24 protein-coding genes are annotated in these 26,610 nt (G+C 65.6%); 10 read left to right on the top strand and 14 right to left on the bottom strand.

Annotated features, from left to right (window positions below; all coding sequences use genetic code 11):
* Positions 1-35: 35 nt before the first annotated feature.
* The 3 genes from V6M49_RS18675 to V6M49_RS18685 are packed head-to-tail and all read left to right on the top strand — an operon-like array spanning position 36 to position 3,168.
* On the top strand, positions 36-1,016 hold the full coding sequence (locus tag V6M49_RS18675) for a Bug family tripartite tricarboxylate transporter substrate binding protein (RefSeq protein WP_332762637.1): 981 nt from the start codon (positions 36-38) through the stop codon (positions 1,014-1,016).
* Complete coding sequence (locus tag V6M49_RS18680; RefSeq protein ID WP_332762639.1) at positions 1,013-1,660, top strand: tripartite tricarboxylate transporter TctB family protein; 648 nt, start codon at positions 1,013-1,015, stop codon at positions 1,658-1,660. Before V6M49_RS18675 ends, V6M49_RS18680 begins: the two co-directional genes overlap by 4 nt.
* Positions 1,660-3,168, top strand: coding sequence for a tripartite tricarboxylate transporter permease (locus tag V6M49_RS18685; RefSeq protein ID WP_141139644.1), 1,509 nt, complete (start codon positions 1,660-1,662; stop codon positions 3,166-3,168). Before V6M49_RS18680 ends, V6M49_RS18685 begins: the two co-directional genes overlap by 1 nt.
* An 87-nt stretch (positions 3,169-3,255) precedes the next feature.
* On the opposite strand, the gene V6M49_RS18690 is transcribed toward V6M49_RS18685, so the two are convergent.
* Positions 3,256-3,579 carry a hypothetical protein gene (locus V6M49_RS18690; protein WP_332762642.1) on the bottom strand — a complete coding sequence of 108 codons (324 nt, stop codon included), beginning with the start codon at positions 3,577-3,579 and terminating at the stop codon, positions 3,256-3,258.
* 114 nt (positions 3,580-3,693) lie between these two features.
* On the opposite strand from V6M49_RS18690, the gene V6M49_RS18695 reads away from it, so the two are divergent.
* A complete protein-coding gene (locus tag V6M49_RS18695) occupies positions 3,694-4,191 on the top strand; it encodes a DinB family protein (protein WP_141139643.1) in 498 nt (165 codons plus the stop codon).
* 33 nt (positions 4,192-4,224) lie between these two features.
* Here the strand turns inward: V6M49_RS18695 and V6M49_RS18700 are convergent, their stop codons facing one another.
* A complete protein-coding gene (locus tag V6M49_RS18700) occupies positions 4,225-4,692 on the bottom strand; it encodes an SRPBCC family protein (protein WP_141139642.1) in 468 nt (155 codons plus the stop codon).
* A gap of 144 nt (positions 4,693-4,836) precedes the next feature.
* Between V6M49_RS18700 and V6M49_RS18705 the strand changes: the two genes are divergently transcribed.
* A complete protein-coding gene (locus V6M49_RS18705) occupies positions 4,837-6,021 on the top strand; it encodes a metallophosphoesterase family protein (protein WP_332762644.1) in 1,185 nt (394 codons plus the stop codon).
* A 28-nt stretch (positions 6,022-6,049) separates the two neighbouring features.
* Here V6M49_RS18705 and V6M49_RS18710 read toward each other — a convergent pair whose 3' ends face one another.
* The 5 genes from V6M49_RS18710 to V6M49_RS18730 are packed head-to-tail and all read right to left on the bottom strand — an operon-like array spanning position 6,050 to position 11,400.
* Positions 6,050-6,265: a hypothetical protein gene (locus V6M49_RS18710; RefSeq protein ID WP_104062412.1), complete on the bottom strand. Its 216-nt coding sequence runs from the start codon at positions 6,263-6,265 to the stop codon at positions 6,050-6,052.
* A 47-nt stretch (positions 6,266-6,312) separates the two neighbouring features.
* The gene (locus V6M49_RS18715; RefSeq protein ID WP_332762645.1) at positions 6,313-8,220 is read right to left on the bottom strand and encodes a glycogen debranching N-terminal domain-containing protein; all 1,908 of its coding nucleotides are present in this window, start codon (positions 8,218-8,220) and stop codon (positions 6,313-6,315) included.
* Positions 8,217-9,503: an MGH1-like glycoside hydrolase domain-containing protein gene (locus V6M49_RS18720; protein WP_332762647.1), complete on the bottom strand. Its 1,287-nt coding sequence runs from the start codon at positions 9,501-9,503 to the stop codon at positions 8,217-8,219. Before V6M49_RS18720 ends, V6M49_RS18715 begins: the two co-directional genes overlap by 4 nt.
* Before the next feature lie 38 nt (positions 9,504-9,541).
* On the bottom strand, positions 9,542-10,339 hold the full coding sequence (locus tag V6M49_RS18725; RefSeq protein WP_332762649.1) for a sugar phosphate isomerase/epimerase family protein: 798 nt from the start codon (positions 10,337-10,339) through the stop codon (positions 9,542-9,544).
* Positions 10,336-11,400, bottom strand: a complete 1,065-nt coding sequence (locus tag V6M49_RS18730) for a zinc-dependent alcohol dehydrogenase (RefSeq protein WP_332762651.1) — start codon at positions 11,398-11,400, stop codon at positions 10,336-10,338. Before V6M49_RS18730 ends, V6M49_RS18725 begins: the two co-directional genes overlap by 4 nt.
* A gap of 147 nt (positions 11,401-11,547) precedes the next feature.
* Between V6M49_RS18730 and V6M49_RS18735 the strand changes: the two genes are divergently transcribed.
* Positions 11,548-11,811 (top strand): hypothetical protein, encoded by a 264-nt coding sequence (locus V6M49_RS18735; protein ID WP_332762652.1) that lies wholly within the window; start codon positions 11,548-11,550, stop codon positions 11,809-11,811.
* Here V6M49_RS18735 and V6M49_RS18740 read toward each other — a convergent pair.
* The 3 genes from V6M49_RS18740 to V6M49_RS18750 all read right to left on the bottom strand — a co-directional run bounded on the left by V6M49_RS18740 (position 11,786) and on the right by V6M49_RS18750 (position 15,125).
* A complete protein-coding gene (locus tag V6M49_RS18740) occupies positions 11,786-12,715 on the bottom strand; it encodes a carbohydrate ABC transporter permease (protein WP_252613398.1) in 930 nt (309 codons plus the stop codon). The two genes, V6M49_RS18735 and V6M49_RS18740, sit on opposite strands and share 26 nt — an antisense overlap.
* A complete protein-coding gene (locus V6M49_RS18745) occupies positions 12,715-13,635 on the bottom strand; it encodes a carbohydrate ABC transporter permease (protein ID WP_332762655.1) in 921 nt (306 codons plus the stop codon). The genes V6M49_RS18740 and V6M49_RS18745 overlap by 1 nt, the downstream gene beginning before the upstream one ends.
* A 77-nt stretch (positions 13,636-13,712) precedes the next feature.
* Positions 13,713-15,125, bottom strand: coding sequence for an ABC transporter substrate-binding protein (locus V6M49_RS18750; RefSeq protein WP_332762668.1), 1,413 nt, complete (start codon positions 15,123-15,125; stop codon positions 13,713-13,715).
* A 297-nt stretch (positions 15,126-15,422) separates the two neighbouring features.
* Here V6M49_RS18750 and V6M49_RS18755 point away from each other — a divergent pair, with 297 nt between their 5' ends.
* Positions 15,423-16,571 carry an ROK family transcriptional regulator gene (locus tag V6M49_RS18755; protein ID WP_332762657.1) on the top strand — a complete coding sequence of 383 codons (1,149 nt, stop codon included), beginning with the start codon at positions 15,423-15,425 and terminating at the stop codon, positions 16,569-16,571.
* Between the two features lie 20 nt (positions 16,572-16,591).
* On the opposite strand, the gene V6M49_RS18760 is transcribed toward V6M49_RS18755, so the two are convergent.
* Positions 16,592-16,945 carry a GNAT family N-acetyltransferase gene (locus tag V6M49_RS18760; protein ID WP_332762659.1) on the bottom strand — a complete coding sequence of 118 codons (354 nt, stop codon included), beginning with the start codon at positions 16,943-16,945 and terminating at the stop codon, positions 16,592-16,594.
* A gap of 67 nt (positions 16,946-17,012) precedes the next feature.
* Complete coding sequence (locus tag V6M49_RS18765; protein ID WP_332762661.1) at positions 17,013-18,203, bottom strand: serine hydrolase domain-containing protein; 1,191 nt, start codon at positions 18,201-18,203, stop codon at positions 17,013-17,015.
* A 210-nt stretch (positions 18,204-18,413) separates the two neighbouring features.
* Between V6M49_RS18765 and V6M49_RS18770 the strand changes: the two genes are divergently transcribed.
* A complete protein-coding gene (locus V6M49_RS18770; RefSeq protein ID WP_248762200.1) occupies positions 18,414-18,743 on the top strand; it encodes a DUF6457 domain-containing protein in 330 nt (109 codons plus the stop codon).
* Positions 18,744-18,758: 15 nt separating this feature from the next.
* Here V6M49_RS18770 and V6M49_RS18775 read toward each other — a convergent pair whose 3' ends face one another.
* Positions 18,759-21,062 (bottom strand): FdhF/YdeP family oxidoreductase, encoded by a 2,304-nt coding sequence (locus V6M49_RS18775; RefSeq protein ID WP_332762663.1) that lies wholly within the window; start codon positions 21,060-21,062, stop codon positions 18,759-18,761.
* Positions 21,063-21,198: 136 nt separating this feature from the next.
* On the opposite strand from V6M49_RS18775, the gene V6M49_RS18780 reads away from it, so the two are divergent.
* Together V6M49_RS18780 and V6M49_RS18785 are read left to right on the top strand one after the other, a co-directional pair.
* On the top strand, positions 21,199-22,395 hold the full coding sequence (locus tag V6M49_RS18780) for a TerC family protein (RefSeq protein ID WP_141139638.1): 1,197 nt from the start codon (positions 21,199-21,201) through the stop codon (positions 22,393-22,395).
* A 191-nt stretch (positions 22,396-22,586) separates the two neighbouring features.
* Positions 22,587-26,267: a TM0106 family RecB-like putative nuclease gene (locus tag V6M49_RS18785; RefSeq protein ID WP_332762669.1), complete on the top strand. Its 3,681-nt coding sequence runs from the start codon at positions 22,587-22,589 to the stop codon at positions 26,265-26,267.
* Positions 26,268-26,310: 43 nt separating this feature from the next.
* Here V6M49_RS18785 and V6M49_RS18790 read toward each other — a convergent pair whose 3' ends face one another.
* Positions 26,311-26,598 carry an acylphosphatase gene (locus tag V6M49_RS18790; protein WP_332762670.1) on the bottom strand — a complete coding sequence of 96 codons (288 nt, stop codon included), beginning with the start codon at positions 26,596-26,598 and terminating at the stop codon, positions 26,311-26,313.
* Between the last annotated feature and the right edge of the window lie 12 nt (positions 26,599-26,610).

Here is a 26,610-nt window from a genome sequence, read left to right on the forward strand (position 1 = left end):
GCCCCGCACAACAACGTCGTTACGGAACGAGAACCATGAAAAATCCCCTACGCAATGCCGTGTTCGGCCTGGTCGTGGCCGTCATCGCCGCGCTTGCGTTCGTGAATGCCGGCACCGCCGGTGGAACGAGCACGGCCAGGAACAAACTGACCCTGATCGCACCCGCGGCCCCGGGCGGCGGGTGGGACGGATTTGCCCGCGAAGGGCAGCAGGCACTCAAGAGCGGCGGCGTCGTCAATAACGCCCAGGTGGTCAACGTGCCCGGGGCCGGCGGGACCATCGGCCTGAGCCAGTTCGTTCAGACCCCGGGGCGCGAAGACGCGCTCCTGGCGACCGGTGGCGTGATGGTGGGGGCCATCGAGCTCGGCGACAATCCGGAGTCGATGGCTGACGTTGTTCCCATCGCCCGGCTGGCCGATGACTATGCGGCGCTGGTGGTCCCTGCCGATTCCGAGTTCAAAACCCTCGATGAATTCCTGGCCGCTTGGAAGAAGGATCCTGGTGGAACCTCGATCGGTGGCGGCTCCCTGGGCTCCATTGACCACCTGCTTAGCGCGATGGTAGCCAAAACCGTAGGCGTAGATCCCAAAGATGTGAACTACATTGCGTACTCCGGAGGCGGGGAGGCCCTGACCTCCCTCCTCTCCCACACCACGTCCGCCGGCATGTCCGGCTACAACGAGGTCAGCGACCAAATCGAGGCCGGAACGCTTCGCGCCCTGGCAATCTCTTCGGAGGAGCGGCTGGCGGGCGTGGACGTTCCCACCTTCAAGGAACAGGGCGTGGACGCAGCCATGTCCAACTGGCGTGGGTTTGTGGCCGCGCCCGGAACAACGGACGACGTGAAAGCGGAATTTATCGCGATCGTCACCGAGATGCGCAGCAGCGCCCACTGGCAGGAAGCCCTGAAGCGCAACAACTGGACGGACACCTTCTCAACCGGCGAAGAGTTCGAACAGTTCATCAACAACGAAGTTGCAACGGCCCAAGAAATCGTAAAGGACCTCGGCCTATGAGCCTCACCCAGCACCAGCAAGAAACAGGATCCGCTACGGAGCCGCAAAGCCAACCAAAAGCAAGCTTCGGGACCGGCCGCAGTGAATTCGTTGTGGTCGCCGTGCTGTACGCAGTGGCCATCTTCCTCACCGTAGGCACTGCGACCATGAATGTGCAGGGCAAGTCAGCTCCCGGACCGCAATTCTTCCCCATCCTGGTGTGCATAGTCCTGTACTTGGTGGCCACCCTCCTGGCGGTCCAGATCATTCGTTCACCGAAGGTCCCTGACAATGCCATCCATCCCGGGAGCGGGCAGTTCTCCGCGGACATGCTTCACGACCTTGGCCATCTGGGGAAGGAAGAGGATGAAGCCCGCGAAGAGGCGGAATCCCTGGCGCCGGCAAAAACCTGGAAGACCTACTCGGACTGGCGGACGGTTGGCCTGCTGCTGACCGGCGTCGTTGCTTTTGTCCTGCTGCTCAACCCACTGGGCTGGATCATCAGCGCCGCAATGCTGTTCTGGGTTGTTGCCTACGCCCTCGGCAGCCGCCGCCAGGTCTTTGACATCGGCGTTGGCCTGCTCTTTTCGTCGATTACGCAACTGGCCTTTGGCGCCGGGCTGGGCCTCAGCCTGCCGTCCGGCATCGTGGGAGGGATTTTCTAATGGAACAACTCGAACTCCTGATGGGCGGCTTCGCCAGCGCCCTGACACCCATCAACCTCCTGTGGGTACTGATCGGCGCAATCCTGGGCACCGCCGTCGGCGTCCTTCCCGGGCTTGGCTCCGCCATGGCGGTGGCACTGCTGCTGCCCGTCACGTTCTCACTGGAACCGACGGCAGCGTTCATCATGTTCGCCGGCATCTATTTCGGCGGCCTTTTCGGCGACTCAACATCCGGAATCCTGCTCAACACCCCGGGCCACTCGTCCGCCATCGCGTCCACGTTCGAGGGCCACCGGATGGCCAAGAACGGTCAGGCCGCCAAAGCCTTAGCCACGTGCGCCATCGGCGCCTTCATCGGCGGCCTGATCGCCACAACCCTGGTGGTGTTCTTCGCGCCGACCCTGGTCAAAATGGCCACCGTCTTCGGCCCGGCAGAGTACTTTGCCCTGGCAGTGTTCGCGTTCCTGGCCATTTCCGCCGTCGTCTCCGAATCAGTGATCCGCGGCATCGCGGCCCTGGGGATCGGGCTGGCCCTCGCCCTCGTGGGAATCGACGGTCCCAGCGGCACGGCCCGGTTCACCCTGGGCATGCCCCAGCTCTTCGACGGGATCTCTGTCATCGTCATCACGGTGGGGCTGCTGGCCCTCGGCGAGGTGTTCCACATCGCCTCCCGCATCCACCGCGACCCCGCTGCCACCCAAATCGAAACCAAGGGCCGGGCACGGCTTACGCTCGCTGATTTCAAGAAGGCATTGCCCGCCTGGCTCCGCGGCACCGCGTTCGGCGCCCCGTTCGGGCTGATCCCCGCCGGCGGCGCTGAAGTACCCACCTTCCTGGCCTACGGCACCGAGAAACAGCTGGCCAAGCGCCGGAACGATCCCGAGTTCGGCACCACCGGTTCCATCCGCGGCCTGGCAGCTCCCGAAGCCGCGGCCAACGCCACGGCCGGCACTGCCATGGGTGCCCTGCTCGCATTGGGGCTGCCGACGTCGGCCACCGCGGCCATCATGCTCGCGGCCTTCCAGCAGTACGGCATGCAGCCCGGCCCCCTGCTCTTCGAACGAAGCGGCGACCTGGTCTGGGCGCTGCTGGCCTCGCTGTTCATCGGCCTGGTGATCCTGGTGATGATCAACATTCCGTTCGCGTCCGTCTGGGCCAAGCTGCTGAGCATCCCCAAGCATTACCTCTACGCCGGCATCACCGTCTTCTCGATGCTCGGTGTCTACGCGGTGAGCTCCGCGGTGCTGGACCTCTGGCTGCTGATCGCGATCGGACTCACCGGATTCCTGATGCGCCGCTACAACATCCCGCTGGCGCCAGTGTTGATCGCCGTGATTCTGGGGCCGATGGCGGAGACCGAACTGCGCCGCGCGCTGGCCGTCTCCGAGGGGAACCTGGGCATCCTGGTGGACAGCCCCATCACCGTGACCTTGTATCTGGTCCTCGCCGGCGCCCTCGCCCTCAGCGCCGTCCAACACCTCCGCCACCGGGCCAGCCGGAAAGCCTGATTGCGGGACCTAACCATAGGGGAGCCAACCATAAGGGAGCCCCTGCCTCCGCTGCCCACGGGCAGTGGAGGCAGGGGCTCGCTCCCGCTAGGACCGCGCGGCGCGGATAGCCCGGGCCCCGGCGGCGCCGGCAGCCAGGATCACCGGGACCAGGCACATCAGGGTGACCACTGTGTTTGGACGGAACGCCGCGCGTCCGCCGACGGTCCGGTACACACCCAGCGGCAGCACAATCCCGCCGCCACCCCCGCCGGAGGCACCGTCACCGGCTTCGCCGCCTCCGCCGAACCCGAAGGACACCAGGGCAACCGGGATGATTTCTTCCCCGCCCACCTGGACGGCCGGGCCGTAGGCCTTGGTGACGCCAATGTTTTTGAAGGTGTCCACAAAGGACGAAAAGGAATCAGACATGACTTCACCATAGGCGCGCGGCACGGCGATCACCATGGGTGAGCGGCCGACGTCGGGCCTTCCCCCCAGCGAGCCGCGCATTGCCCCGCGACCCCTGCCTGCAATACTTCGGGGATGTCTGCTCCTTCAGCCGCGTTCGCCGAGAACGCCATCCGCCAGCCCGTGCGCGCCCAGTTCGAGGCCTTCATCGATGACCACCGGAACATGCTCAACGCCTGCCTGGACGGCCTCACCGAGGAGCAGGCGCGCCGCTCGCTAGTGGCATCCCGCACCACTCTGCTGGGCCTGGTAAAGCACGCGGCCTTTGTGGAGAAGGTCTGGTTCGACGAGGCCATCACGTGCCGGCCGCGCACCGAGAGCGGCATCCCGGCAACACCTGACGAGTCGTTCATCCTCACGGACCAGGACACCATCGCCAGCGTCCGTCGGGCGCACCGGGAGGCTTGCGAGGCATCGCGCCAGGCGACATCGTTGTTAAGTCTCGACGATGTGCTCCCCGGCAACCGCCGCGGCCCGCTCCCGCTGCACTGGGTGTACCTGCACGTGCTGCGGGAGTTCGCCCAGCATTGCGGGCACGCCGATATTCTGCGCGAGCAGATCCTCAACGGCTGACGCCGGGCAAGCGCCGGCGTCAGCAGCGCCGGGTCAGGCCTTGTTGGCTGTCGCGGCGGCCGAGAGGGCGGCCAGCCCGCGCTCGAAGTCGCCGCCGACCATCTTGTCCATGTTCACGATCATGGCGAAAATCTTCGCGAGCCCCTTGTTCTCGCCGGTCATCCGCCACGTGACCTGGGTCCCGCCGTCGGCCGGTGTGAACGTAAACGTGGTGGGATTCACCGCCTTGAACGGCTTTGTGAACTCAAGGCGGACCTTGATGCTCCGGGGAGCATCCGACTCGACGATCTCCATGTTTCCGCTGCCTGCTTTGCGGTTGCCGCTCCAGGCATACTTGGCCCCCACACCGGCGTCATTGCCCGAATACGAGCGGTTGAGTTCCGGGTCCACGTTTTCCCAGGGCGACCATTTGGTCCACTCCAGGAAGCTGTTGACCAGCGGAAACACGTCTTCTGCGGGGGCAGGAATAAGGGCGCTGCGAGTGACTTCGTAAGTTGACATGCCGCAATCATAGGTGGAGGGGGCCGATATTCAGTGGGTCCCGCATGTGGCGTTCACCAAGTGTTCCGGAACCCGATACCTGTCTTGCGTACTGTCGCAGGATCGACGGCCGGGGGTACGGCCGCATCAGTGAAAGAGGCATCAATGACCACCGGAATCCACCAGCCCACCCTCAGCCGGCGGGCCGCGCTGGCCGCCGCCGGAACCCTTGGCGCGCTGGGACTGACAGTGTCCGCGGCAGCCGGAAGCTACGCGGCACCGGGGGCGAAGGCACCCAAGCCCGCACTCGCCTTCCGCCCAGACGGCGGCTTCAAAGTGATCCAGTTCAACGACACCCAGGACGACGAGCAAACGGACCGCCGCACGATCGAGCTCATGGACAAGACCCTGGACGCGGAGAAGCCGGACTTCGTGGTGATCAACGGCGATGTGATCAATGGCGGCTGCGACTCTGAGCTGGAGGTCAAGCAGGCACTCAACCACGTGGTCCAGCCCATGGAGCACCGGCAGATCCCCTGGGCCGTCACGTTCGGCAACCACGACGAGGATTCCGTGGCACGGACGGGCATGACCGAGGCCAAAATGCTGCAGTTCCTGCAGACCTACGAATTCAACATGAACGGCGACTCCACGCCGGGGCTCACCGGGACGTCGAACTCGCTGCTGCTCTTGCAGTCGGCAAAGTCCAAGGAGCCGGCGTTCGGCCTGTGGCTCATCGACACCGGCCGATATGCACCGGACGCCATCAATGGACAGGACTTCGAAGGCTACCCCGACTGGGACTGGGTACGCATGGACCAGGTCACCTGGTACCGCAACCTGTCCATCGCCACGGAGCAGAAGTACGGCAAGAAGGTCCCCTCCCTCATGTGGGGCCACATCGCGCTCCACGAGCACCGCAACATGTGGTTCGCCAGCCTCGACTCGCGGACGGACGCCGATCACACCCGGGCCCTGACGAAGCACAACATCGTCGGCGAACGGAACGAGGACGAGTGCCCCGGCCCCATCAACTCCGGCCTGTTCAGCGCCTTCCTGGAACGCGGGGATGTGCTCGGCTACTTTGTAGGCCACGATCACGTCAATACCTACGTGGGCAACTACTACGGGGTGCAGCTCGGCTACGCCCCCGGAACCGGATTCGGCGCCTATGGGCTCCCCGGCGCTGAACGGAACCGCCTGCGCGGCGCCCGGGTCTTTGAGCTGGATGAGAACCACCCCGGAATCTACAAGGACACCCGGCTGGTCTTCGCCAAGGACATGGGCATCGACCTGACGGCCAACGACCAGCCGATCGTTCCCCTGCCACTGGACCCGGCCCAGGCCTAGGGGCTGACGGGCGAGGGGGTGGGGCGGGCTATCCGGCGGTTGGCCGGTTCCTGCCGTCCCATCCCCTGTGCCGCAGGTTGCGGGTGGCCATCAGCGAGGCGCCGATGAACAGCACGCCCAGGACCACGGTGGCGACACCCACATAGAACCATCCACCCTGGCCGAAGATCATCAGCGCAACGCCCAGCAGGCACAGGCCTTTAGCGGTGATATCCAAGTACAGCTGCACCTTTGGCGAGTCCATACCTCCACGATAAGCCCGGCGGCGGCATCGCACCCCGTGCGCTTTTCCTAGTCCGCCCGCTCGGATCCACTGGTCAGGCGGACAGCGGCCAGGCCCGCGGCCGCAGCCCAGGCCTGCGGTGAACCTGCGTGATGGTACGTAACCGGTACAGGGAAATCTGCCCGCGAGAACCCGCCGAAAAGTTCCGGCAGGCTGTTGCCGAAGTGCGCGGCCGCCTCCCGGATCCCCGCTGCCACGGTCCGTGCCTGGTCGGTCAGCCCGTAGGCTGCCATTCCCTCCGCGGCCAGCATGCTGTCATGCGGCCAGACGGAGCCGTTGTGATAGGACATCGGGTGGTAATAGTGCTGGCCTTCGGCGAGGGTCCGGATCCCCCACCCCGTGAAGAAATCGTCCCGGAGCAACCGGGAAGCGACCGCACGGGCGTCGTCTGCATCGAGGATCCCCGCCCACAGCAGATGGCCGGCATTGGAGGCCAGCGCGTCAACCCGCTGGCCTTCACCGTCCACGGCCAGGGCGGGAAAGTTCTGGTTCTCCATCCAGAACGCGTCCCGGAAGCGGAGCTTCAGCTCGTCGGCGAGCCCGCGAAGGGTGCCTGCCCAGGCCTGGTCATCCCATTGCTCGGCTGCGAGGCGGGCGCATTCCCGGAGGCCGCGCCAGGTGTAACCCTGCACTTCGGCAAGGGCGATGGCGCCTATCGGTTGGCGGCCGTCGGCTCCGGCCACGGCGTCGAACGAGTCCTTCCAGCCCTGGTGGAGCAGGCCCGCGGGGTCCGGGGTGTAGCGGACAAACCCGGTGTCCTTCAGGCCGCCGTCGCCGAGGATCCACTCGACGGCGGCGCGGGCGGGCTGCTCCAGGTCGCGGAGCAGCGTGGGATCCTCCACTTGCCCCATAGCCATCAGGAACAGCGGCGTGGAGTCCACCGTGCCGTAGTAGCGGCCGTAGGGAACGGCACCCAGCTGGGCCAGCTCGCTCACGCGCACCTCGTGGACAATCTTCCCCGGCTGCTCCACCCGCACCGGATCATCCACTGTTCCCTGCGTTGCAGCCAACGCGCGGAGCACATCGCCCAGCAGCTGCGGGCATTCCTCACGCGTGAGCATCGACGCCAGCAGGGAATCCCGGCCGAAGAGCGTGAGGAACCAGGGCAGCCCGGCCGCCGGGATGGTCAGTTCGGGCTTGACGGGGCAGGGCATCAGCAGCGAATCAAGGTCCTTCAGGCTCTGGCGCGCCAAGGCGGTCAGCCCCTCGCCGGAACGCACGACGGCGGCCGGAACCGTCGGGCGTCCCTGCCCGCCACTGGCGACCGCAGAAACAGTCAGGGCCCGCATCTCCCCCGCTGCCAGCGCCAGATCCCAGGACAGGGCGGCGCCGACGAACCGCCCGTCGGCAGGCTCCCTGCGGACCGTTGGCGGGATGCTCGCGGCCAGTCGGACACCGGCCTGGAACGTCCTGCCCCGGAAAGTGTGGCTGTAATCGAAAGCCAGCGAGCCGTCGTCGTGGACGTCCATGCTGCTGGCGGCGGCGCTGAGATCGAAGATCCGGCCGTCGGTGCGGACGGTGAACTGGTCCGCGAAGTCTGTGCCGGCCCGCAGGACCAGCCGGGCGGTGATCGGCTCACGGCCAAGGTTGCGGATGCGCAGTGTGTCGGTAAGGCCTCCGGCGTCCAACTCCTGGGTCCGGAGGACGAAGAGATCGTGCGTCTGGTTCCGCCATGCCGCCGGACTGAGGGCGGTCTCGCGGCGGCCCGGTTCACGGACGCTGCCCACATCCCAGAAAGTGGAGTCGTTGATCTCCAGGATCCAACGGGACAGCAGGCGCGTATCGGCAATGTAGAGGCCTTCGGTTCCCTGCGCGGGTGTATCCACCCGGCCCATGCTTCCGTCGGCAGCGCCGCGCATCATGGCACCGTGGGCCACGAGGACCGAGACGGCGGACGGGGGTGCAACAGTTGTCATGGCGTGCTCCGATGATAAGTGGTTTCCAGGGCCAGGGCGGCGGTCCAGCTGAATCTGCGGGTCCCGTGCGCGGCTCCGGTCCAGGGGTCCACGTACTCGGGGAAGTTATGCTCCGCTGCGAGCCGGCCGATATTGCCCCGAAGGAAGGCCGCCTGGTCCGGGCGTCCGAGCGATTCCAGGGCCTCCGCGACCATCCAGGACATGTTGAACCAGGCCGGGCCGCGCCAGTAAAGGGCCGGATCGTGGTCCACGGCCGTGGCATCGTAGCTGGGCACCATCAGGGCGCGCCCGTCCATGAAGCGGGGTCCGTTCAGCGTCTCCAGCAGGGCGTCGGTGTGGAGCTGTCCAGGCAGCAGGAGCGGGATCAGGCCGTTGATGGTCGCCTTCTTGACCACTGTTCCATCGGTGATGTCGCGGGCTGAGTAGCAGCCCAGTTCCGGGACGTACAGGGCCTCCAGCGCTTCGGTGATCTGTTGCGCCCGGTCTCGGTGGGCCTCGCCGGGCAGGCCCAGCTCGGCGGCAATGTCCGCCAGGGCCAGCTCCGACACCGCCAGCAGCGTGTTGAACAGCGGATCCTCCATCAGGAACGGGTAGTCCGCATCGGCGTCGTCGCAGCCGTGATCCCGGTAGCGCTCAGCCATCCAGAAGTATTTGCCGTACTCCTTCTGGCTGGGCCGCTCGCCGGCGTCGGCGTGCTGCAGGTCGGGCCGGTTCAGTTCGGTTTTGCTGTCCGCCGGGATCCGTTTCATCACCGTGTCCCACAGCGGCGAATTGTCCGTGCCGGACTCCCAGGGGTGCACGATGCAGGCCAAGCCGGACCCGCCGCGGTCGCGGCGGCCGGACAGGTATTCGTGCCAGCGGACCAGCTTGGAGTAGTTCCGCTCCAGGAAGGAGCGGCGGCGGGATTCGGCGGGGTCGGCCTGGTGGATTTTCCAGACAGCCCACGCGTGGTTTGGCGGCTGGACCAAGCCTGCGGTCTCCACCTGCTTCGGGGAGCCGGGAATGAGGCGGGACTGCCAGAACGATGCCCCCGGGGCGTAGTCCTCGTCCCTGTGCGGATCGAAGATGATCTGCGGCAGCCGGCCGTCATCCCACTGGCCGGCGAAGAGGGCATCCATCTCCTGGCCCGCGCGGCGGGGTGAGATCCGGCTGAGGCCCATGGCAATGAAGGACGAATCCCAGCTCCACTGGTGGGGATAAAGGCCGGCGGCCGGAACCGTGTGGGTCGTGCGCCAGTTGGCCTCCAGCACCGCCGTGGAGCGCGCGGCGATCAGCGCGGCCATTACTGATAATCCGCCGTCACTTGTCCCCGAAACGGCTGTCACAGGTATCGCCCCAACAGGGAGGGCACCCGGGGAAGGACTTCCTCCGCCGGTCCGGACAGCCGGGATTCCAGGGCCACTGTGCCCTGGTAGCCGATGGATTTCAGCGTCGCACCAAAGAGGGCCCAGTCGATGTGCCCGGCACCGGGTTCGAGGCGATTGGAATCGCTTGCTTGAATGTGGCCGACGTATCCGGCGGCGTCCTGGAGGGCCGCTGCAGGGTCGCTTTCCTCAATGTTCATGTGATAGGTGTCCGGAGCCAGGCGTACGGCGTCCAGGCCCACAAGCGTCAGCAGCCGCACGCCGTCGGCGAGGGTGTTGATCATGTGGTCCTCATAGCGGTTCAGGGGTTCAAGATAGATCTCCACCCCTTCGGCGGCCGCATGCTCGCCAAGCTCCGTGAATGATGCCACCAGCACGGCGGTGTCCTCTTCCTCGGTGCGCGGCGGGATGAATGGAGGAAGGCGCTTGGAGAACATGCCGTAAGAGGCCGGCGTCATGACGCCCCTGCCACCGATCTCGGCCATGACGCTCAACTGCGATTTGAGCTGGACGACGGCGTCCTTCCGCAGTTCGTCGTCGAAGGCTCCGACAAAGTGGGACATCTCCACGCAGGCGGTAGGCATGACCACACCGGCATCCCGGGCCCGGCGCAGTTCTGGCAGGCGCTCCTGGAACTGCAGGCCGCCGGCGGACCGCAGTTCAATGCCGCCGAAGCCCCAGGCAAGGGCTTGGTCGAATTTCTCTTCCAGGCTCGTACCGGGCAGGTGCTGCTCCTGGACGGTGATGAGAGTCATGGGAACTCCAATACGACCTGGAGGGCGGACTCCGGGTCCGTGTCCAGGAGTTCGTAGGCTTTGGTGGAATCCGCCAGGGAAAAGGTGTGAGTTACCAGGGCCGGCGCGTTCACCCGGCCGTCGGCGAGGTGGTCCACCACGGTTTGCTGCAGCCGGGGTACGGTCCAGCGGGAGCGGAGCCTGTTAGGAACGGAGCCGATCTGGGAAGCGAGGAGCTGAACCCGGTTATGGTGGAACTCCTCACCGAACCGGACACCGGCGGCTTCGCCCTGATAGAAGCCGGCGGCGATGACGGTGCCGTCGGCACCTACCGCCCGGGTGGCTTCGTGCAGTGCACGGTAGTTTCCGCTGAGTTCGATGGCCACGTCCACGCCGGCGCCGCCGGTGATGCGCCGGATGTCCCCTGCCAGTTCCGGGGCGGGGACGAGGGCATGCAGGGCACCCCATTCGAGGGCACGCCGGCGGCGGGCCTGGATTCCGTCCACGGCGATCACCTTAGCCCCGTTAAGCACTGCGAAGCGGGTGGCAAGCAGTCCGATGACGCCCTGGCCAAAGATGGCCACGGTGGAGCCGGGGCCCAGGTCCGCGGCCAGCACTGCACTGAGGGCGATCGCGCCAACCCGCACAAAGGCGCCGGCGAGGGGATCCATCCCCTCCGGCAGCACGTGGCCCCGCAGTGATTCTGCCGCGAGAACGCCTTCGTCCCGGTGGCCCCAGATCCCCCAGACCAGGTCGCCCACCCGCACGGGAGGATCGGCATCAACGGTGTCCACCGCCTGTCCTGCCTGCGGTGCCAGCTCCACCACTTCGCCCACTTCGGAATATCCCCAGCCATCCAGCGGATAGCCAAGCGCCTCCTGCCCAGGCTGGAACAGCCGCGAGTCGGGATCCCAGATGGATGTCAGGTAGGGGTTGGTGCCGCGGTAGGCAGTGAGCTCGGTGCCCGCCGAAATGCCGGAATAGATGGTCCGCACCCGCGCCTGACCGGCTTCGAGCGGAACGGAAGGCTGGTCGATCACGGCGACGCTGCGGGGCGCGGCCATGCGGAGGAAGCGGGACACTTCGGATCGATCCTTAGGAAGGTGAGGTGGCTAGGACTGTGATGGAAACGACATTAGCATAACAACTAGCCTACTTGTGTATATACGTTAGGCATAACTAGCAATATCTTCATCACATGGTTTCCGACGCCTCCACGAGGCAATCCCATGCCCGCAATCCCGGCTGTGAAAGTCGGGCTGGTGGGCGCCCCGCACCGGCTGGACCTCATGGAACTCGCTGCCGGACCGGTCCAGGCAGTTCGCGCCGAAGGCAACAAGGACTACGTCACCCTGAGCACATTCCACAGTGACGGAGCATGTGCGGCCCCATACCGTTGTCCAGTTGCCCGGCCAGGACGGCGTGCAGTAGTCGGAGTGCCCGGTCTTTTGGCCGAATCGCCCGGCATCAGCCTTTCTCCGCGCCGGCAGTGAGGCCCTCGGTGAGGAGCCGCTCAGCAGCGAAGAAGATGATGATGATGGGCAGCGTGAGGATCACCGAACCGGCCATCAGCACGGTGGTGGGCACTTCAATGCTGCCGGCCAGCTGGGAGAGGCCCAGCGAGACGGTCCAGTTGGAACGGGTGTTTACCAGGAACAGCAGGGCGAAGAGGAACTCGTTCCACGCGATCATGAACACGAACAGCCCGTTGGAAATGATGGCCGGCATGGCCAGCGGCAGGCTGATACGGCGCAGCACGCCGAGCCTGCTGCAGCCGTCCAGGGCCGCGGCTTCCTCCAAGCTGGTGGGAATGGTGTCGAAGTAATTGCGCAGCATGTAGATGGTGACCGGGATGACCTGGGCCACGTACACGATGAGCAGCGCCACCAACTGGCCACGCAGGCCAAGCCGCGTGAAGAAGGTGAACAGCGGGATGGCCAGCAGGATGCTGGGGAACAGGTACACGGCCAGGAACAGCGCACTGATCTGGCGGCGGCCGAAGAAGTTCAGCCGGCTGATGGCGTAGGAGCCTGGAATAGCCACCAGCAGCGAAATCAGCACCGTTCCCAGCGCCACCATGGCACTGTTGCCCATGAACCTCAGGAAACCTTGGCCGCCGTCCTCCTGCGGAGTCATGATGTTGCGGTAGGAACTCCAATCCAGTTCGCCGAACGGAATGGCCAGCGAGCCGGGATCGCGCAGCAGCGAGTCAAGGGGCCTGATGGAGAGGATAAACATGTAATAGAACGGGAACAGCGTCACCAGCACCAGGCCCACGATCACTACCCAGCGGAGCACACCGAAGACCTTGGTCTCGATCACGTCCCGCGTCCAGCGCGAACCTTCCGGAGGCCGGGACGGGGAGGCCGGGCGTCTCGTTTCGACGGGGACAGCCATCAGGAGACCTCCTCTTTCTTGCCGAAGAATTTGATGTAGATTCCCACCATCAGGCCGAGGATTACGGCCAGCACCAGCGCCTGGGCAGACGCGGCACCAATATCGCCACGCGCGGTCAGGAAGTTGAACACGGTCACGGCCACCACTTCGGTGCCGCCGCCACCGCCGGTGAGCAGGTAGATGTCATCGAAGCTGTTGAACGTCCAGATGAACCGCAGGACAGACAGCATGGCAATGGTGGGCAACAGTTGCGGAAGGATGATGTGGACAAAGCGCTGGATGGGGGTAGCCCCGTCCACCCTGGCGGCCTCCTCCAGGCTGTCCGGGATAGCGTTGATCCGGGCAGTGAGGAACAGGAAGGCGAACGGGAAGGACCGCCACATTTCAAAAACGATAACGGCAATAAGTGCCGTGGGGATTTCGAAGTTCAGGCCAAGGAAGGAGACTTCCCTGGCCCGCTCGCTGAGGAACGGGATGGATTCCTCCCAGCCGAGCAGCCGCTTTCCCCAATAGTTGATGAGGCCAAACTGCGGATCCAGCATGGTGGTCCAGGTAAATGTCACAGCCACGATGGGCGATACGTAAGGGATCAGCATGGACGCGCGGATCAGGGTCCTGCCCTTGAACGGCTTCCGAAGGGCAAGTGCCGCGATCAGCCCTAGGATGATCGCCCCAGCGGTCCCGAAGATGGAGTAGGCCAGCGTAGTGCCGAGCGACGTGAAGAAGCTGCTCGTGAACACGCTGTCGAAGTTGGCCACCGTATACGGGCCGAAGATGCCGGCGGCACGGATATTCAGGATCCGCACACGCTGGAACGCCAGCAGCAGGGTCCAGAGGATCGGCAGAACCACCATGACCAGAACCAGAACCAGCGTGGGCGAAAGCAGCGTAAGTCCGGCCCGCTGCTCCTCCCTGGCCATCGGTGAAAGCTTGCGGCGCCCCCGCGGGCCGGCGGCTGATGCCGGCGGCCCGGCAGGAACGTCTTTTTTGACCGAACTCACTTCAGCGAGCCCTGGATGGAGCGAAGGGATTCCGCGGCCTGCTTGGCTGCGGTTTCAGGATCGACTCCGCCGGAAGTGACGTCACTGACCGCCTTGGCGATGGGCAGTTCGCCCAAGGCTGCGCCCACCAGGTCGCCCTGGCCCTGGGTGATGCCCCAGCGCTTCAGGTCATCCGGACCCTGCTCAAGGATGGAGAGGACGTCCTCGGAGTAGAAGTTGCCCAGAGGTTCTTTCCGGTCCACACCGGCGGGCATGGTCTTCCACTTGTCCGAGTATTCAGTCGGCTTGTCCGCCGTTCCCGCACGGACCGGAAGCCTGCCTTCGGGGGCGATGGACAGCCAGTCAACATAGCCGTCGGTCATGAAGTACTCCACGAACTTCTTCGCGGAATCCGAGGCAGAGTCCTTCATGACTGTCCAGGACACAATCTCGCCGAACTGGGCTGGCTGCTCGCCGTCGGGTCCCTGGATACCTGTCACGACGCCCGTGTTCTTGGCGAGGAAGGCAGGGTCGGCAACGCACTCCGGGCACGTGGGCTTGGCGTTGTCACGCAGGCCCGCCATCTCGTCCAGGATGAAGGTGGACCATATAGCCATGGCTGCCTGGCCGGCGAAGTAGGAAGCGCGGACCGTGTCCACATCCTGGGCGCCCGGAACGGAGTACTGGGTCAGCATGTCGCGGTAGAACTCAAGGGCACCCACACACTCGGGGCTGTCAAAAGTGATGTCCCCCTTGTCATTGACCATTTCGCACCCGTTGCCCTGCGCAATATGTTCGAAGGTCTGCTGGGTAAACGCCTCGCCGGGCTTATTGGCTGCCGCAAGGCCTGCGAGCTGCGGGGTATCCAGCTTTTGCGCCGCTGCCTTGATGTCGTCATAGGTCTTCGGTGCCGCAATGCCGGCCTTATCGAAGAGGTCTTTCCGATAGTAGAGGAGCTGCTGCCAGGAGGAGTCGGGGACCGACAGCTGCTGGTCGCCGTCTCGCGTCAGCTCGAGGGCCCGCTCGGAGAATGTGCTTGCACCCAGGCTCTCGATGACGGCCTTGTTGCCTGCGGGGTCAACCAGGTCGTTAGCGGCGAGCGTGCGGACCTGCGCAAGTGAAATGGAGCCGATGACATCCGGGAGGTCCCCTGCCGCAGCGGATGAGGTCAGGACCTGGTTGAACTGGTCCTCCGGCACGCCCACCAAGTCAACCTGAACGCCCGTGGCGGCGGTGAACTTGGCGATGATCTCCTCCGTTTTGGCGACGCGATCCGGCAGGGTGTCCGCGGTCCAGACGGTGATCGCCTGCGTGCCGCCAGTGGTTTGGCCGCCATTCGAACCTTCGTTGGGTGTGCAGCCTGCCAGCATTGCCATGGTCAGCGATGCTGCCGCAATCACGGCCACTTGTGAGCGGCCTCTGGTTCTCATCACTTCGATGCTCCTGTCTTCGGCGGCCCCGGAACCGGTGCCGCGGATTCGCGCGCTGGGCCCCCGTTCCCGTCTGGCCCGGACCGCTTCGGCCGGGCCAGCAAACAGGTGCCGAAAGACTTCCCGACCGTGAGCGCAGTCACAAGCCGGAACTTGTGCCTAAAGGCTATCCAAATGTTGTCTAGCTGTCTAGCATTAGCTGCAGGGTCAATCGACACGGGCGCAGGCAGGTTGTGCTTCCTCCACCTCAGGAGCACCTAGGATTGCCAAAGTGCCTTTCAACCGTAGGAGCCGCAGATGTACGTGGGACCAGGGGACGTCCTTCAGCTGATCCGGTCAGGTAAGGCCCGGACGCGCGGGGACCTCCAGGAAGAAACAGGCATGTCCCGCATGACGGTGGCCCAGCGCGTGGATGCGCTCCTGAAGGCTGAACTGATCCGCGAGGCCGGCACTGCCAGGCCATCCGGCGGACGCCGCCCCACTGACCTGGCCTTCAACCTCCAGCACTCCTGCACGATTTCAGCGTCGGTTGAAACAACCTCCACCCGCGTCGCCCTCACCGACCTCAGCGGGGCCATCGTGGCCGATGAGCATCTGGATATAGCGGTCGACGACGGTCCGGAGAAAGTCCTGCACGGCATCATCGAAGCGGGATACAGACTCCTCAAGAGGTCCAAGACGCCGGCGTCGAAGATCTCGGGGGTGGGTGTCTCCATCCCCGGCCCGGTGGATCCGCACACACTCCGGCCCAGCCAACCGCCCATCATGCCCGGCTGGGACGCCTACCCGATAGTGGAGTTCATCCAGGACGCGTTCCCGGTTCCTGTCCTAGTGGAGAACGACGCGGACGCGATGGCTGTGGGCGAATACAGTGCCGGGTTCGCCGGCACCACTTCGCTGTGCCTGGTGAAGGTTTCCACCGGCATCGGCACCGGACTGGTCATCGACGGGCGGATCTACCAGGGCGTCGACGGCGGCGCGGGCGACATCGGCCACGTCCGCCACCCTGCTTTCGCTGAGCTGCAGTGCCAATGCGGCTCCTTCGGCTGCCTCGCCGCAGGAGCCAGCGGAGGCGCGATCGCCCGCGCGCTCGCAGGCCTGGGCATCGATGCGTCCTCGGGGCGGGATGTGCGCCAGCAGCTGCTGGCGGGAAACGTCGACAGCATGCGGCTGACACATGAGGCGGGCCGGCGGCTCGGCGAAGTGATGGCCACCGTGGTGTGCCTGCTTAACCCGGCAGTCCTGCTCATTGCCGGAGACCTCGCCTCGTCCTCACTGATCGGCGGCATCCGCGAAACGCTGTACCCCATGTCGCTCCCCCGGGCCACGCGTCACCTTGACGTCCGGCTTGCAGCCCTGGGGGAGGACGCCGGAATCCGCGGGATGTCCTCCCTGTTGGTGAACCAAGTTTTCTCTGCTTCCGCGGTCAACGCCCGGCTCGGCTGAGCGCGGCCGGCAACTGACCGCTACGCCCGGGCCCGCGGGGCCAAGGCGGTGTTCAGGAACTCCAGGTGCGCCGGCGTGATGGCCACCGTGGCCGCCGCATAATCCGGGTGCTTGCGGACGTACTTCTTGATGAAGGGGCAGACCGGGACGATGGCGCGGCCCTCGTCAACCGTTTCATTGAGCGCCACCTTGGCGAGCTTGCCTGCAAGTCCCTGGCCGCCGTATTCCTCATTGATCACCGTGTGGTAGAAAATCCGCTGCGGCGAGCCGCCGCCGTCGTACTCCTTGTACACGGCTTTACCAATGACGTTCCCGCCGGTCAGCACTTCGAAGCGCTGGCGCTCCGGGTTGTGGCGGATGGTGACATCGTGCACGGGATCTCCTCGGTTCGGCTTCTCGTACAGCCTAACCTCGGTACCCCCGCCGTTATTTCGTCTCCCGCTAACAGGCAACGTTGAGCGCGTTCACGGCTGCTTCGGCCATCTCGAGCGACCGCCAGTCTTCGAAACCAACCGGGTCCGGGACGGGTTCACGGGCCACCGCCATAGCCACCTGCCGGGACCCGTCTGCGCTGATCAGCGCGAGTGCCGCGTATCCCCGCGCCACACCGACATGGCCGAAATAGTCATTGTTGGAACACGAGTCGTACTGCCTCACAAGGCCAAGCCCGAACGTTTCGTACTTCGGATGATGCATCTCCTGCACGCTTTGGAGCGTCAGCAGGGTCCCTTTCTGCAGGGCGGCGAAATAGGTGTTGAGTTCCGGGACGGTGGAAATCATCCCGGTGTCGGGGGAACCGTGGTGGAACGGAACTAGGGCCTTGTCCTCCAGCTCGCCGGTTTCCGTCCGCGTGTAGCCGTGGAGCATCCGCTGCGGGCCCGGCTCCTCCCCCGTCATCAGGGTGTCCTGCAGCGCCAAGGGCACCACGTTGTCGTCGTGAATGACCGCTCCGATGTCCTTGCCCCGCAGCTTCTCGACGAGGAGGGCTAACGCCGAATAATTCGTGGCGGAGTAGCTGTACAGGCTGCCCGATCCGCCGGTCCAGGGCATGCCCGCAACGAACGACACACGTTGTTCATGGGTGAAGGGCCCGTCACCCATGTGGATGGGCGATACCCAATAGTCGGGCATCCCGGACCGGTGGCTGAGGAGGCTGCGTATGGTGATGGGTCCAGGCGGCTTGATGACGTTCTCGAAGTCCGGCAGGTACTTCTGGATAGGGTCATCCAGCTGGACTTTTCCCTCCTCCACCAGCTTCATGACGGACACCGCCACCATGGTGGTGGTGATGTCGCCGATATGGGTTTGGTCCGTCAACTGCACGGGTTCCTGGGTTTCAAGGCTGCGGACGCCTTCGGCCGAGGACCATTCGCCCAGCCTTGACTTCAGCTGGATGATGACGGCCGTCGCTCCCCCTGCGCGCATTTCCGCGCTGTACTTTTCCAGCACTCCCACAAAAGCCCGCGGCGCCCGGGCAGTGGCGGACGCCGCCGTCGTGGATTGAACAGTCGGGGACTGCTGATCTGGCGGATCCGGGGCGCCGGTGCAGCCTGCGAGCGAGGCCACCAGCGCGGCCGCTGCCACGGCGATCGCAAGGCCGGAGGAGCTGAAACCATGAACGGCTGCCTGCATCCCACGTCCCTTCACGGGGCCGGTCAGCAACTGAACTCCCAAGAGACCGCCAGCTGCCCCGGCACCTTCGATATTCCTCAGGGCAAACCGGGGTGTCAAGGACGCTGCCGCAGCCGGTGACGCAGCCGCCCAGGCCTTGTAGTGTCGTGGGCAATGGGCAAGGACTCCCCTGCCGCCCACCAGCAGCGAACCGGCAACCTAGGAGCGAACATGACTGTTGACGAGAACGAAGCCCAGGTCCTGGACCAGTGGACCCAGCGACTGGCCCAGGCACTGCAGATCCTTGACCTGGAGGTGGATCAGGAACTCCTCCTTGACCTGGCCAGGAAGTCTGCCGGCTCGGTGATCCATGCGGCTGCACCGGTCACCACGTTCCTGGTGGGTTACGCCGCAGGGCTCGCCGCTGGCAACGGCAGCGCCGGATCCAAGGAAAAGTCGACGGCGGCAGTCACCCAGGCGGCCGACGTCGCCTTCCGGCTGTGCGAGGACGGGCACGACGGCGGCCCGGCGGCTGGGGGCTGGGCGGACACCGGTCAGTAACGGGTCTAGGCAGGCTCAACCACCGGCTACGGGCTCCAGCCGGACGATCACTTCCTTCGACGCCGGCGTCTGGCTGCCCTCGGCCACGCTGTCCAGCGGCACCAGCACGTTGGCCTCAGGGTAGTAGGCTGCCGCGCAGCCGGCCGCCGTGGGGTAGGAGACCACCCGGAAGTTCCGCAGCACCCGCTCCACGTTGTCCTGGTACACGCCGTGGATATCCACGTGCTGCCCGTCGCTGAGTCCCAGTTCGGCGAGGTCCCCGGGGCTGACAAACACCACTTCGCGGCCCTTCTTGATGCCCCGGTAGCGGTCGTTGTTGCCGTAGATGGTGGTGTTGAACTGGTCGTGCGAGCGCATGCTCTGCAGGATCAGTGTTCCGGCCGGCCGCTCCATATGTTCGAGCTCGTTGACGGTGAGCATGGCCTTGCCCGTCGGGGTGGTGAACGTCCGCGAATCCCGTGGCCCGTTCGGGAGCACAAAACCACCGTCCTGCCGGATCTTCCGGTTGTAGTCCTCGCAGCCGCTGACCACGTGCGAGATGTGGTCCCGGATGAGGTCGTAGTTCTTCTCGAACCCGGCCCAGTCCGCCTGCACGGAGTCACCCACCACTTTTTGGGCCAGCCTGCTGACGATTGCCACTTCGGACAGCAGGCCCGGCGCCACCGGCTCCACCGTCCCGTGTGAGGCATGCACGGCGCAGACCGTGTCCTCCACGGACACAAACTGCGGACCCGATTCCTGCATGTCAATCTCCGTGCGGCCCATCGTGGGCAGGATCAGCGCCTCGGCGCCGGTGACCGTGTGCGAGCGGTTGAGTTTGGTGGAAATCTGGACCGAGAGCTCGGTGTTCTCCATGGCCGCAAACGCCGCGTGGGTGTCCGAAATGGCTCCCACGAAGTTACCGCCCATGGCCACGAAAACCTTGATGCCGCCGTCGCGCATTTGCCTGATGGTTTCGACGGCGTCGACGCCGTGTTCGCGCGGCGGTTCGAAGCTGAATTCCTTGCCGAGGGCGTCCAGGAATGCCGGCGGCATCTGCTCCCAGATGCCCATGGTGCGGTCGCCCTGGACGTTGCTGTGACCGCGGATGGGAGAGGCTCCCGCGCCGGGCTTGCCGATGTTGCCCCGGAGCAGCAGGAGGTTGATGATCTCCTTGATGGTGGCCACGCCCTTCTTGTGCTGGGTGATGCCCATGGCCCAGGTGATGATCACCTTCTCCGCCCTGAGATAGCGGTCCGCGAGCTCGTCGATATCCTCGGTCCGCAGGCCGGTGGCCGCCAGCACGGCAGCTTCGTCCAGCTGGGAAAGGTGCTCGCGAAGCTCCTCCAGACCTTCGCAGTGTTCGGCGAGGAACGGGTGGTCCAGCACCGTGCCCGGATTCGCAGCTTCGGCGTCCAGGACCCGCTTGGAGACGGCCTGGAGCAGGGCCATATCCCCGCCGATGCGGACCTGCAGGAACTGGTCGGCGATCTCCGTGCCGCGGCCAATGATCCCCTTGACCTTCTGCGGGTTCTTGTAGCGCATCAGGCCCGCTTCCGGCAGCGGATTCACGGCCACAATGTTGGCTCCCGCCTCCTTGGCTTCCTCCAGCGCGGTCAGCATCCGAGGGTGGTTGGTGCCCGGGTTCTGGCCCATCACGATGATCAGGTCCGCCTTGGCGAAGTCATCGTAGGAGATGGTGGCCTTGCCGATGCCGATGGTCTGGCCCATGGCCCAGCCAGAGGACTCGTGGCACATGTTGGAGCAGTCCGGCAGGTTGTTGGTCCCGTAGGCCCGGACAAACAGCTGGTAGAGGAACGCGGCCTCGTTGGAGGTTCGGCCGCTGGTGTAGAAGGCGGCCTGGTCCGGGCTCGGCAGCCCCTTGAGCTTGTCGGAGACGATGGTGAACGCCTGCTCCCAGCTGACCGGCCGGTAGTGGTCCTCCCCCGCCGGCTTGTGGACAGGCTCGGTGAGGCGCCCCTGCATCCCCAGCCAGTACTCGGACCGCTGCCGCAGGTCACTGACCGGGTTCTCGGCCCAGAATTCGGAACCGATCACCACCGGAGTGGCCTCCCAGGTGACAGCCTTGGCGCCGTTTTCGCAGAACTCGAACGTCTTGCGGTGCCCCGGGTCCGGCCACGCGCAGCTCATGCAGTCGAAACCGTCCTTCTGGTTCAGGGCGAGCAGGGTTTTCCCGGTCCTGACCAGGCCCATGTGCTGCACGGCCGGCTCCAACGAGTGGTAGACGCCCGGGACTCCGGCGGCCCACGTCTTGGGGTGGCCGCTGACCTCGATGTCAGCCTCGTTGGCCTCTTCCACGTGCGGGTTCTTGCGTGCCACGTTGCACTCTCCTTGGTTCAAGCCCTCACCGTCAACGCACCGGTTTTCAGCGGTTTGACGGTCCCAGTCCACCCTTGTTCAGGGGGTTATCCAAGTCAAGCAGGACTAACGGCAAACGCCTAGGTAGGGTGGACAGATGGACGTCCCTCCCTTTGTCTGGACCCTGACCATCGCAGGAATCGTGGGCCTGCTGGCCTTCGATTTCTTCTTCCATGTCCGGAAAGCCCACACGCCCTCATTGAAGGAATCGGCCATCTGGTCCTCCATCTACGTGGGGATCGCCCTCCTCTTTGGCCTGGGCGTACTGTGGTTCGGCGGCACCACCATGGGCACCGAGTACTTCGCCGGGTACATCACGGAGAAGGCCCTGTCCGTGGACAACCTCTTTGTGTTCCTGATCATCATGGCCAGCTTCAAGGTCCCCCGCGCGGACCAGCAGAAGGTGCTGCTCTTCGGCATCGTGTTTTCGCTGATCGCCCGGACGGCGTTCATTTTCCTTGGCGCCGCTTTGATCAACACCTTCGCCTGGGTGTTCTACCTCTTTGGACTCATCCTGCTGATCACCGCGGGGAACCTGCTCAAGCCCGACGGCCACGACGAAGACGCCGAAGGCCTGGTGGTCAGGCTCGCCAAGAAGTACCTCCCGGCGTCGGCCCATTACGATGGCGACAAACTCTTCACCCAGGAGAACGGCAAACGCGTCCTCACCCCGATGCTCCTGGTGATGTTGGCCATTGGCGGCACCGACATCCTGTTTGCACTGGACTCCATCCCCGCCATCTTCGGCCTCACGCAGAACGTCTTCATCGTCTTCACGGCCACCGCGTTCTCGCTCATGGGCCTGCGCCAGCTCTTCTTCCTGATCGACGGACTGCTGGACCGGCTAATCTTCCTTGCCTACGGTCTCGCCGCCATCCTCGGCTTCATCGGCGTCAAGCTCATCCTGCATGCCCTGCACGAGAACACGCTGCCGTTCATCAACGACGGCGGGCACGTCAACGTCATCGAAGTCAGCACCGGCGTTTCCCTGACCGTGATCCTGGGCGTCCTGGCGGTCACCGTCCTGGCCTCGATCTTCAGCCCCAAAGGCAAGGCCAAGAACGCTGTGTCCGGAGCAAGGCGGCACGCCACCGAATACCTGGACCTCAACTACGAGACGGACATCGCCGAGCGCGACCTGATCTTCGCCAGGATGGTCCGCGAGGAAGACCAAATCCGCAAGCTTCCGGAGAAGTACAAACGGCTCATCCGCAACGAAACCGAATTTATGGACCTCCTCCGCAAAGCCCGCGCCGAGCACGACCAGGCCCAGGTCCGGGCAGCCCAGGAGTAGCCGGGGCCTGATTGTCAGCCCCTCTTGCTAGATTCAAACCAGCGTCAGGGGAACTGTCCTCCGGCCAGGCACGTCAATGGGGAGGCCCCGTGTTTCTGCTCGATCCAGCCAGCGCTGATCCCGGTACTGTTGATCCGCGCCTCGCTGATCCCCGCCGGGCGGATTCCGGTTCCGGCGCGCCGCAGGACCTGGTGTTTTCCGCCAGCGACCTGGTGGCCGCCAGCGAATGTGAGTACCGCACGCTCCGCGTCCTGGACGAGAAACTGGGCCGGACCCCCAAGGCGCAGTTTCCCGACGACGAAATGCAGCGCCGTGCCGGGGCGCTCGGTGACAAGCACGAGGCCAAGGTCCTGGCCGGCCTGATCGCGCAGTACGGCGCTTGGGACGCCAGCCGCGGGGCCGGGGTGTACTCGATCGAGCGCGGGGAAAACACGCGCGGCGAGCTGCTGGCCAAGCACGCCGAAACGGAACTGGCGCTCCGAGCCGGAGCCGACGTCGTTTTCCAGGCAACCTTCTTCGACGGCGAGTTCCTGGGCTACGCCGACTTCATCGTCAACGAGGCCGCCGGCACCGGAAACCCGGGGCGCTATGAGGTCTGGGACACCAAGCTGGCACGGCACGCCAAGGTTGGCGCTCTCCTGCAGCTCGCCGCCTACGGCGACCAGCTCATCGGCATGGGCCTGGACCCGTCGCCCCGGGTCACGCTGGTGCTGGGCGCCGTGGTGGACGGCGATTACGTCCGCAGCCACCACTCCCTGCCGGACCTCCTGCCGGTCTTCCGCGAGCGCCGCGACCGCTTCCGCACCCTGACCACCGCCCACCGGGAGGCCGGTTCTGCGGTGCAGTGGCAACAGCCCGGCGTCGCGTTCTGCGGGCGGTGCAACTACTGCGCCGAGCAGGTCCAGTCCCACCGGGACCTCCTGATGGTGGGCGGCATGACCACCCTCCGGCGGAAGAAACTCATCGCCGATCACATCACCACCATCGACGCTCTGGCGGATCTCCCGCTCAGCAAGGCCACCGGCTCGGTGGCCCGGCTCCGCGACCAGGCCAGGATGCAGCTGGGCCGGGACGTTCCGGACGGTTCCCGCACCTTCGCCAAGGACGGCGAGGAGCACACCGTCACGTTCAAGGTGCTGCCGGAGAACGCCCTGGCAGAGATTCCGAAACCCAGTCCCGGCGACATCTTCTTCGACTTCGAGGGCGATCCCCTCTGGCAGGACCCCGCCACCGGCAAGTGGGGGCTGGAGTACCTGTTCGGCGTCATCGAGGCGCCTGTGTTTGACGGTGACGCTGCTGACGCCCACGCCGCCGACAAGCCCGTGTTCCGGCCCTTCTGGGCGCATTCGCGCAACGAGGAGCGGCAGGCCTTCCTGGACTTCCTCGCCTACGTCGAAGAGCGCCGCGCCAAGTATCCGGACATGCACGTCTACCACTACGCCGCCTACGAGAAATCGGCGCTGCGGAACCTGTCCGTCACGCACCTCGCCGGCGAGGACATCGTGGACAACTGGCTCCGCGACGGCCTTCTTGTGGACCTCTACGCCACCGCCCGGCATTCGCTCCGGATCTCCGAGCCCTCCTACTCCATCAAGAAGCTCGAGCCCCTGTACATGGGCAGCAACCTCCGCTCCGGGGACGTCAAGGACGCCGGAGCCTCGGTAGTGGCATATGCCGGTTACTGCGCCGCCCGGGACGACGGCGACGCCGCCACGGCCGCTCACATCCTGGCCTCCATCTCCGACTACAACGAGTACGACTGCCTCTCCACCCTCCGCCTCCGCGACTGGCTGCTTGGCCTGCGCGGGACGTCTGCCTCACGCGCGCCGTCAACCGGAACAGCCGACGACGGCGGGCGGCCGGTGCCGTCGTCGTCCGCAGCTGCTGCCCCGCCACCAATTCCGGAACCCGAACCAACACCGGAGGAGCGCCGCCTGCAGGACTACCTGGCCGGCCTCCCGGACAACCGGCCGTGGACCAACGACGAACGGGCCATCGCCATGGTGGCCGCCGCCACCGGATACCACCGCCGCGAGCGCAAGCAGTTCTGGTGGGAACACTTCGACCGCACCGAGTCCGAGATCGACCACTGGTCCGAGCACCGCAACGTGTTTGTGGTGGATACCGCGGAAATACTGACCGACTGGGAGCTCGCAAAGCCCACGGCCCGGATGCGCACCCGCACGCTGAGGCTGACCGGAGTCATGAGCGAAGGGTCGGAGTTCAAACCCGGGAGCACCTGGTGCCGGCTCTACGACTCCCCGGTCCCTGATGGCCTGGACGATCCGCTGGGAACCACCACGGGCCGCGGCTTCACCTTTGGCACGCTGGTGACCGCTGTGGAGGACCACCCGCGGGTGGCCGGCCAGACCATGATCACCATCGAAGAGCGGGAAACCGGAAAAGTCCCCGCCTACCCGCACATTCCGGTGGCGCTCACCGAGGACCAGCCCATCCGCACCGCCAGCATCGAAGCCGCGCTGGCCGAGCTGGCCCAGAGGGTCGGCGCCTCGGTCCCCGTCCTTCCGGAACACCCCGGGGTCGACATCCTGCGCAAGCTGCCGCCGCGCTTCCAGTCGATGCCGGGTCCCGCCGCCGTCGGCAAGGACGTCGCTGGTGCAGCCGACTACGTCACGGCGATCACCGCCACGCTGCTGGACCTCGATCATTCGTACCTTGCCGTGCAGGGCCCTCCCGGGACCGGCAAAACCTACGTCGGCTCGCATGTCATCGCCCGGCTGGTGGAGCAGGGCTGGAAAATCGGGGTGGTGGGGCAGTCCCACGCAGTGGTGGAGAACATGCTGTGCACCGCGATCGAAACCGCCGGTGTGGATCCGGCGCGGGTGGCGAAGAAGCTGGCCGCCCCGCACTCCGTGCTGTGGCACCGCACGTCCGACGACGACGTCGCCGCGTTGCTCGCCTCCCCCGGCGGCTGCCTGGTGGGCGGCACCGCCTGGACCATGACGGGCAGGTCCGTCCCCGCCGGATCCTTGGACCTGTTGGTCATTGACGAGGCGGGCCAGTTCTCGCTTGCCAACACCGTGGCCGTGGCCCGCGCGGCCAAGCGGCTCCTGCTCCTCGGTGACCCGCAGCAGCTGCCGCAGGTCACGCAGGGCTCGCACCCGGAGCCCGTGGACGAGTCTGCCCTGGGCTGGCTCGCTGCCGGGCACGCCACCCTCCCCGGCGAACTGGGCTACTTCCTGGCGGACAGTTGGCGCATGTACCCGGACCTGTGCCGGGCCGTGTCCGTCCTCAGCTACGACGGAAAACTCGAGGCTGCGCCTGCGGCATCCCTCCGCAGCCTCGCGGAACTGCCGGCCGGGGTGGAAACAGTCTTTGTGGACCACAGCGGGAACACGAAGTCCTCCGCCGAGGAAGCTGCCGAGGTGGTCCGTCAGGCCCAGCGGCACATCGGGCTGAAATGGCTTCCCGGCGACGACAAGCCGGCCAGGCCGCTGACCCCGGAAGACATCCTGGTGGTGGCCGCCTACAACGCCCAGGTCCAGCTGATCCGGCAGGCCCTGCACGACGCCGGGCTGCCGGGTGTCCGGGTGGGCACGGTGGACAAGTTCCAGGGCCAGGAGGCGCCGGTGGTCCTGGTGTCCATGGCCTGCTCCGCGGTTGCCGAGGCTCCGCGCGGGGCCGAATTCCTGCTGAACCGGAACCGGATCAACGTGGCCGTGTCGCGGGGCCAGTGGCGGGCCGTGATCATCCGCTCCCCCGAGCTCACGAATTACATGCCGGCCAAACCGGCCGGCCTCGAGGAACTTGGCGCTTTTATCGGCCTAAGCGCGGGTATCCACAGTGTGCTTACTCACAGCCGCGCAACACCCCAGGCGGCGCCGAAGAAAACGTCACCAACCTCCGCATAGCCCCCGGGCAGGGGCTGGCGGGGAGCCTGTCAGCGGGGCCCTCTCAGCGGGCCCTGAAATCGCGGAACGATCCATCGGCCGCGGAGATGGACTCCTCCACGCGTTCCACCCGGCCGGGGGCTTTCTCCGACCTCAGCCAGTCCAGGAGCTTTTGGATCTGCTGCTCAGGCCCCTCAGCCACGATGGACACCGAGCCGTCGTCGAGATTCCTCACCACACCCTTGAGGGCCAGTTCGTCGGCCTTGCCCATCGTCCAGAAACGGAATCCGACCCCCTGCACCACGCCAAAGACGCGGGCAGAGAGCCGGATATCGCCGTTATCCCGGCGCAGATTATCCCGGCC

This window comes from Pseudarthrobacter sp. (assembly GCF_036675385.1).
Taxonomy (GTDB): domain Bacteria; phylum Actinomycetota; class Actinomycetes; order Actinomycetales; family Micrococcaceae; genus Arthrobacter.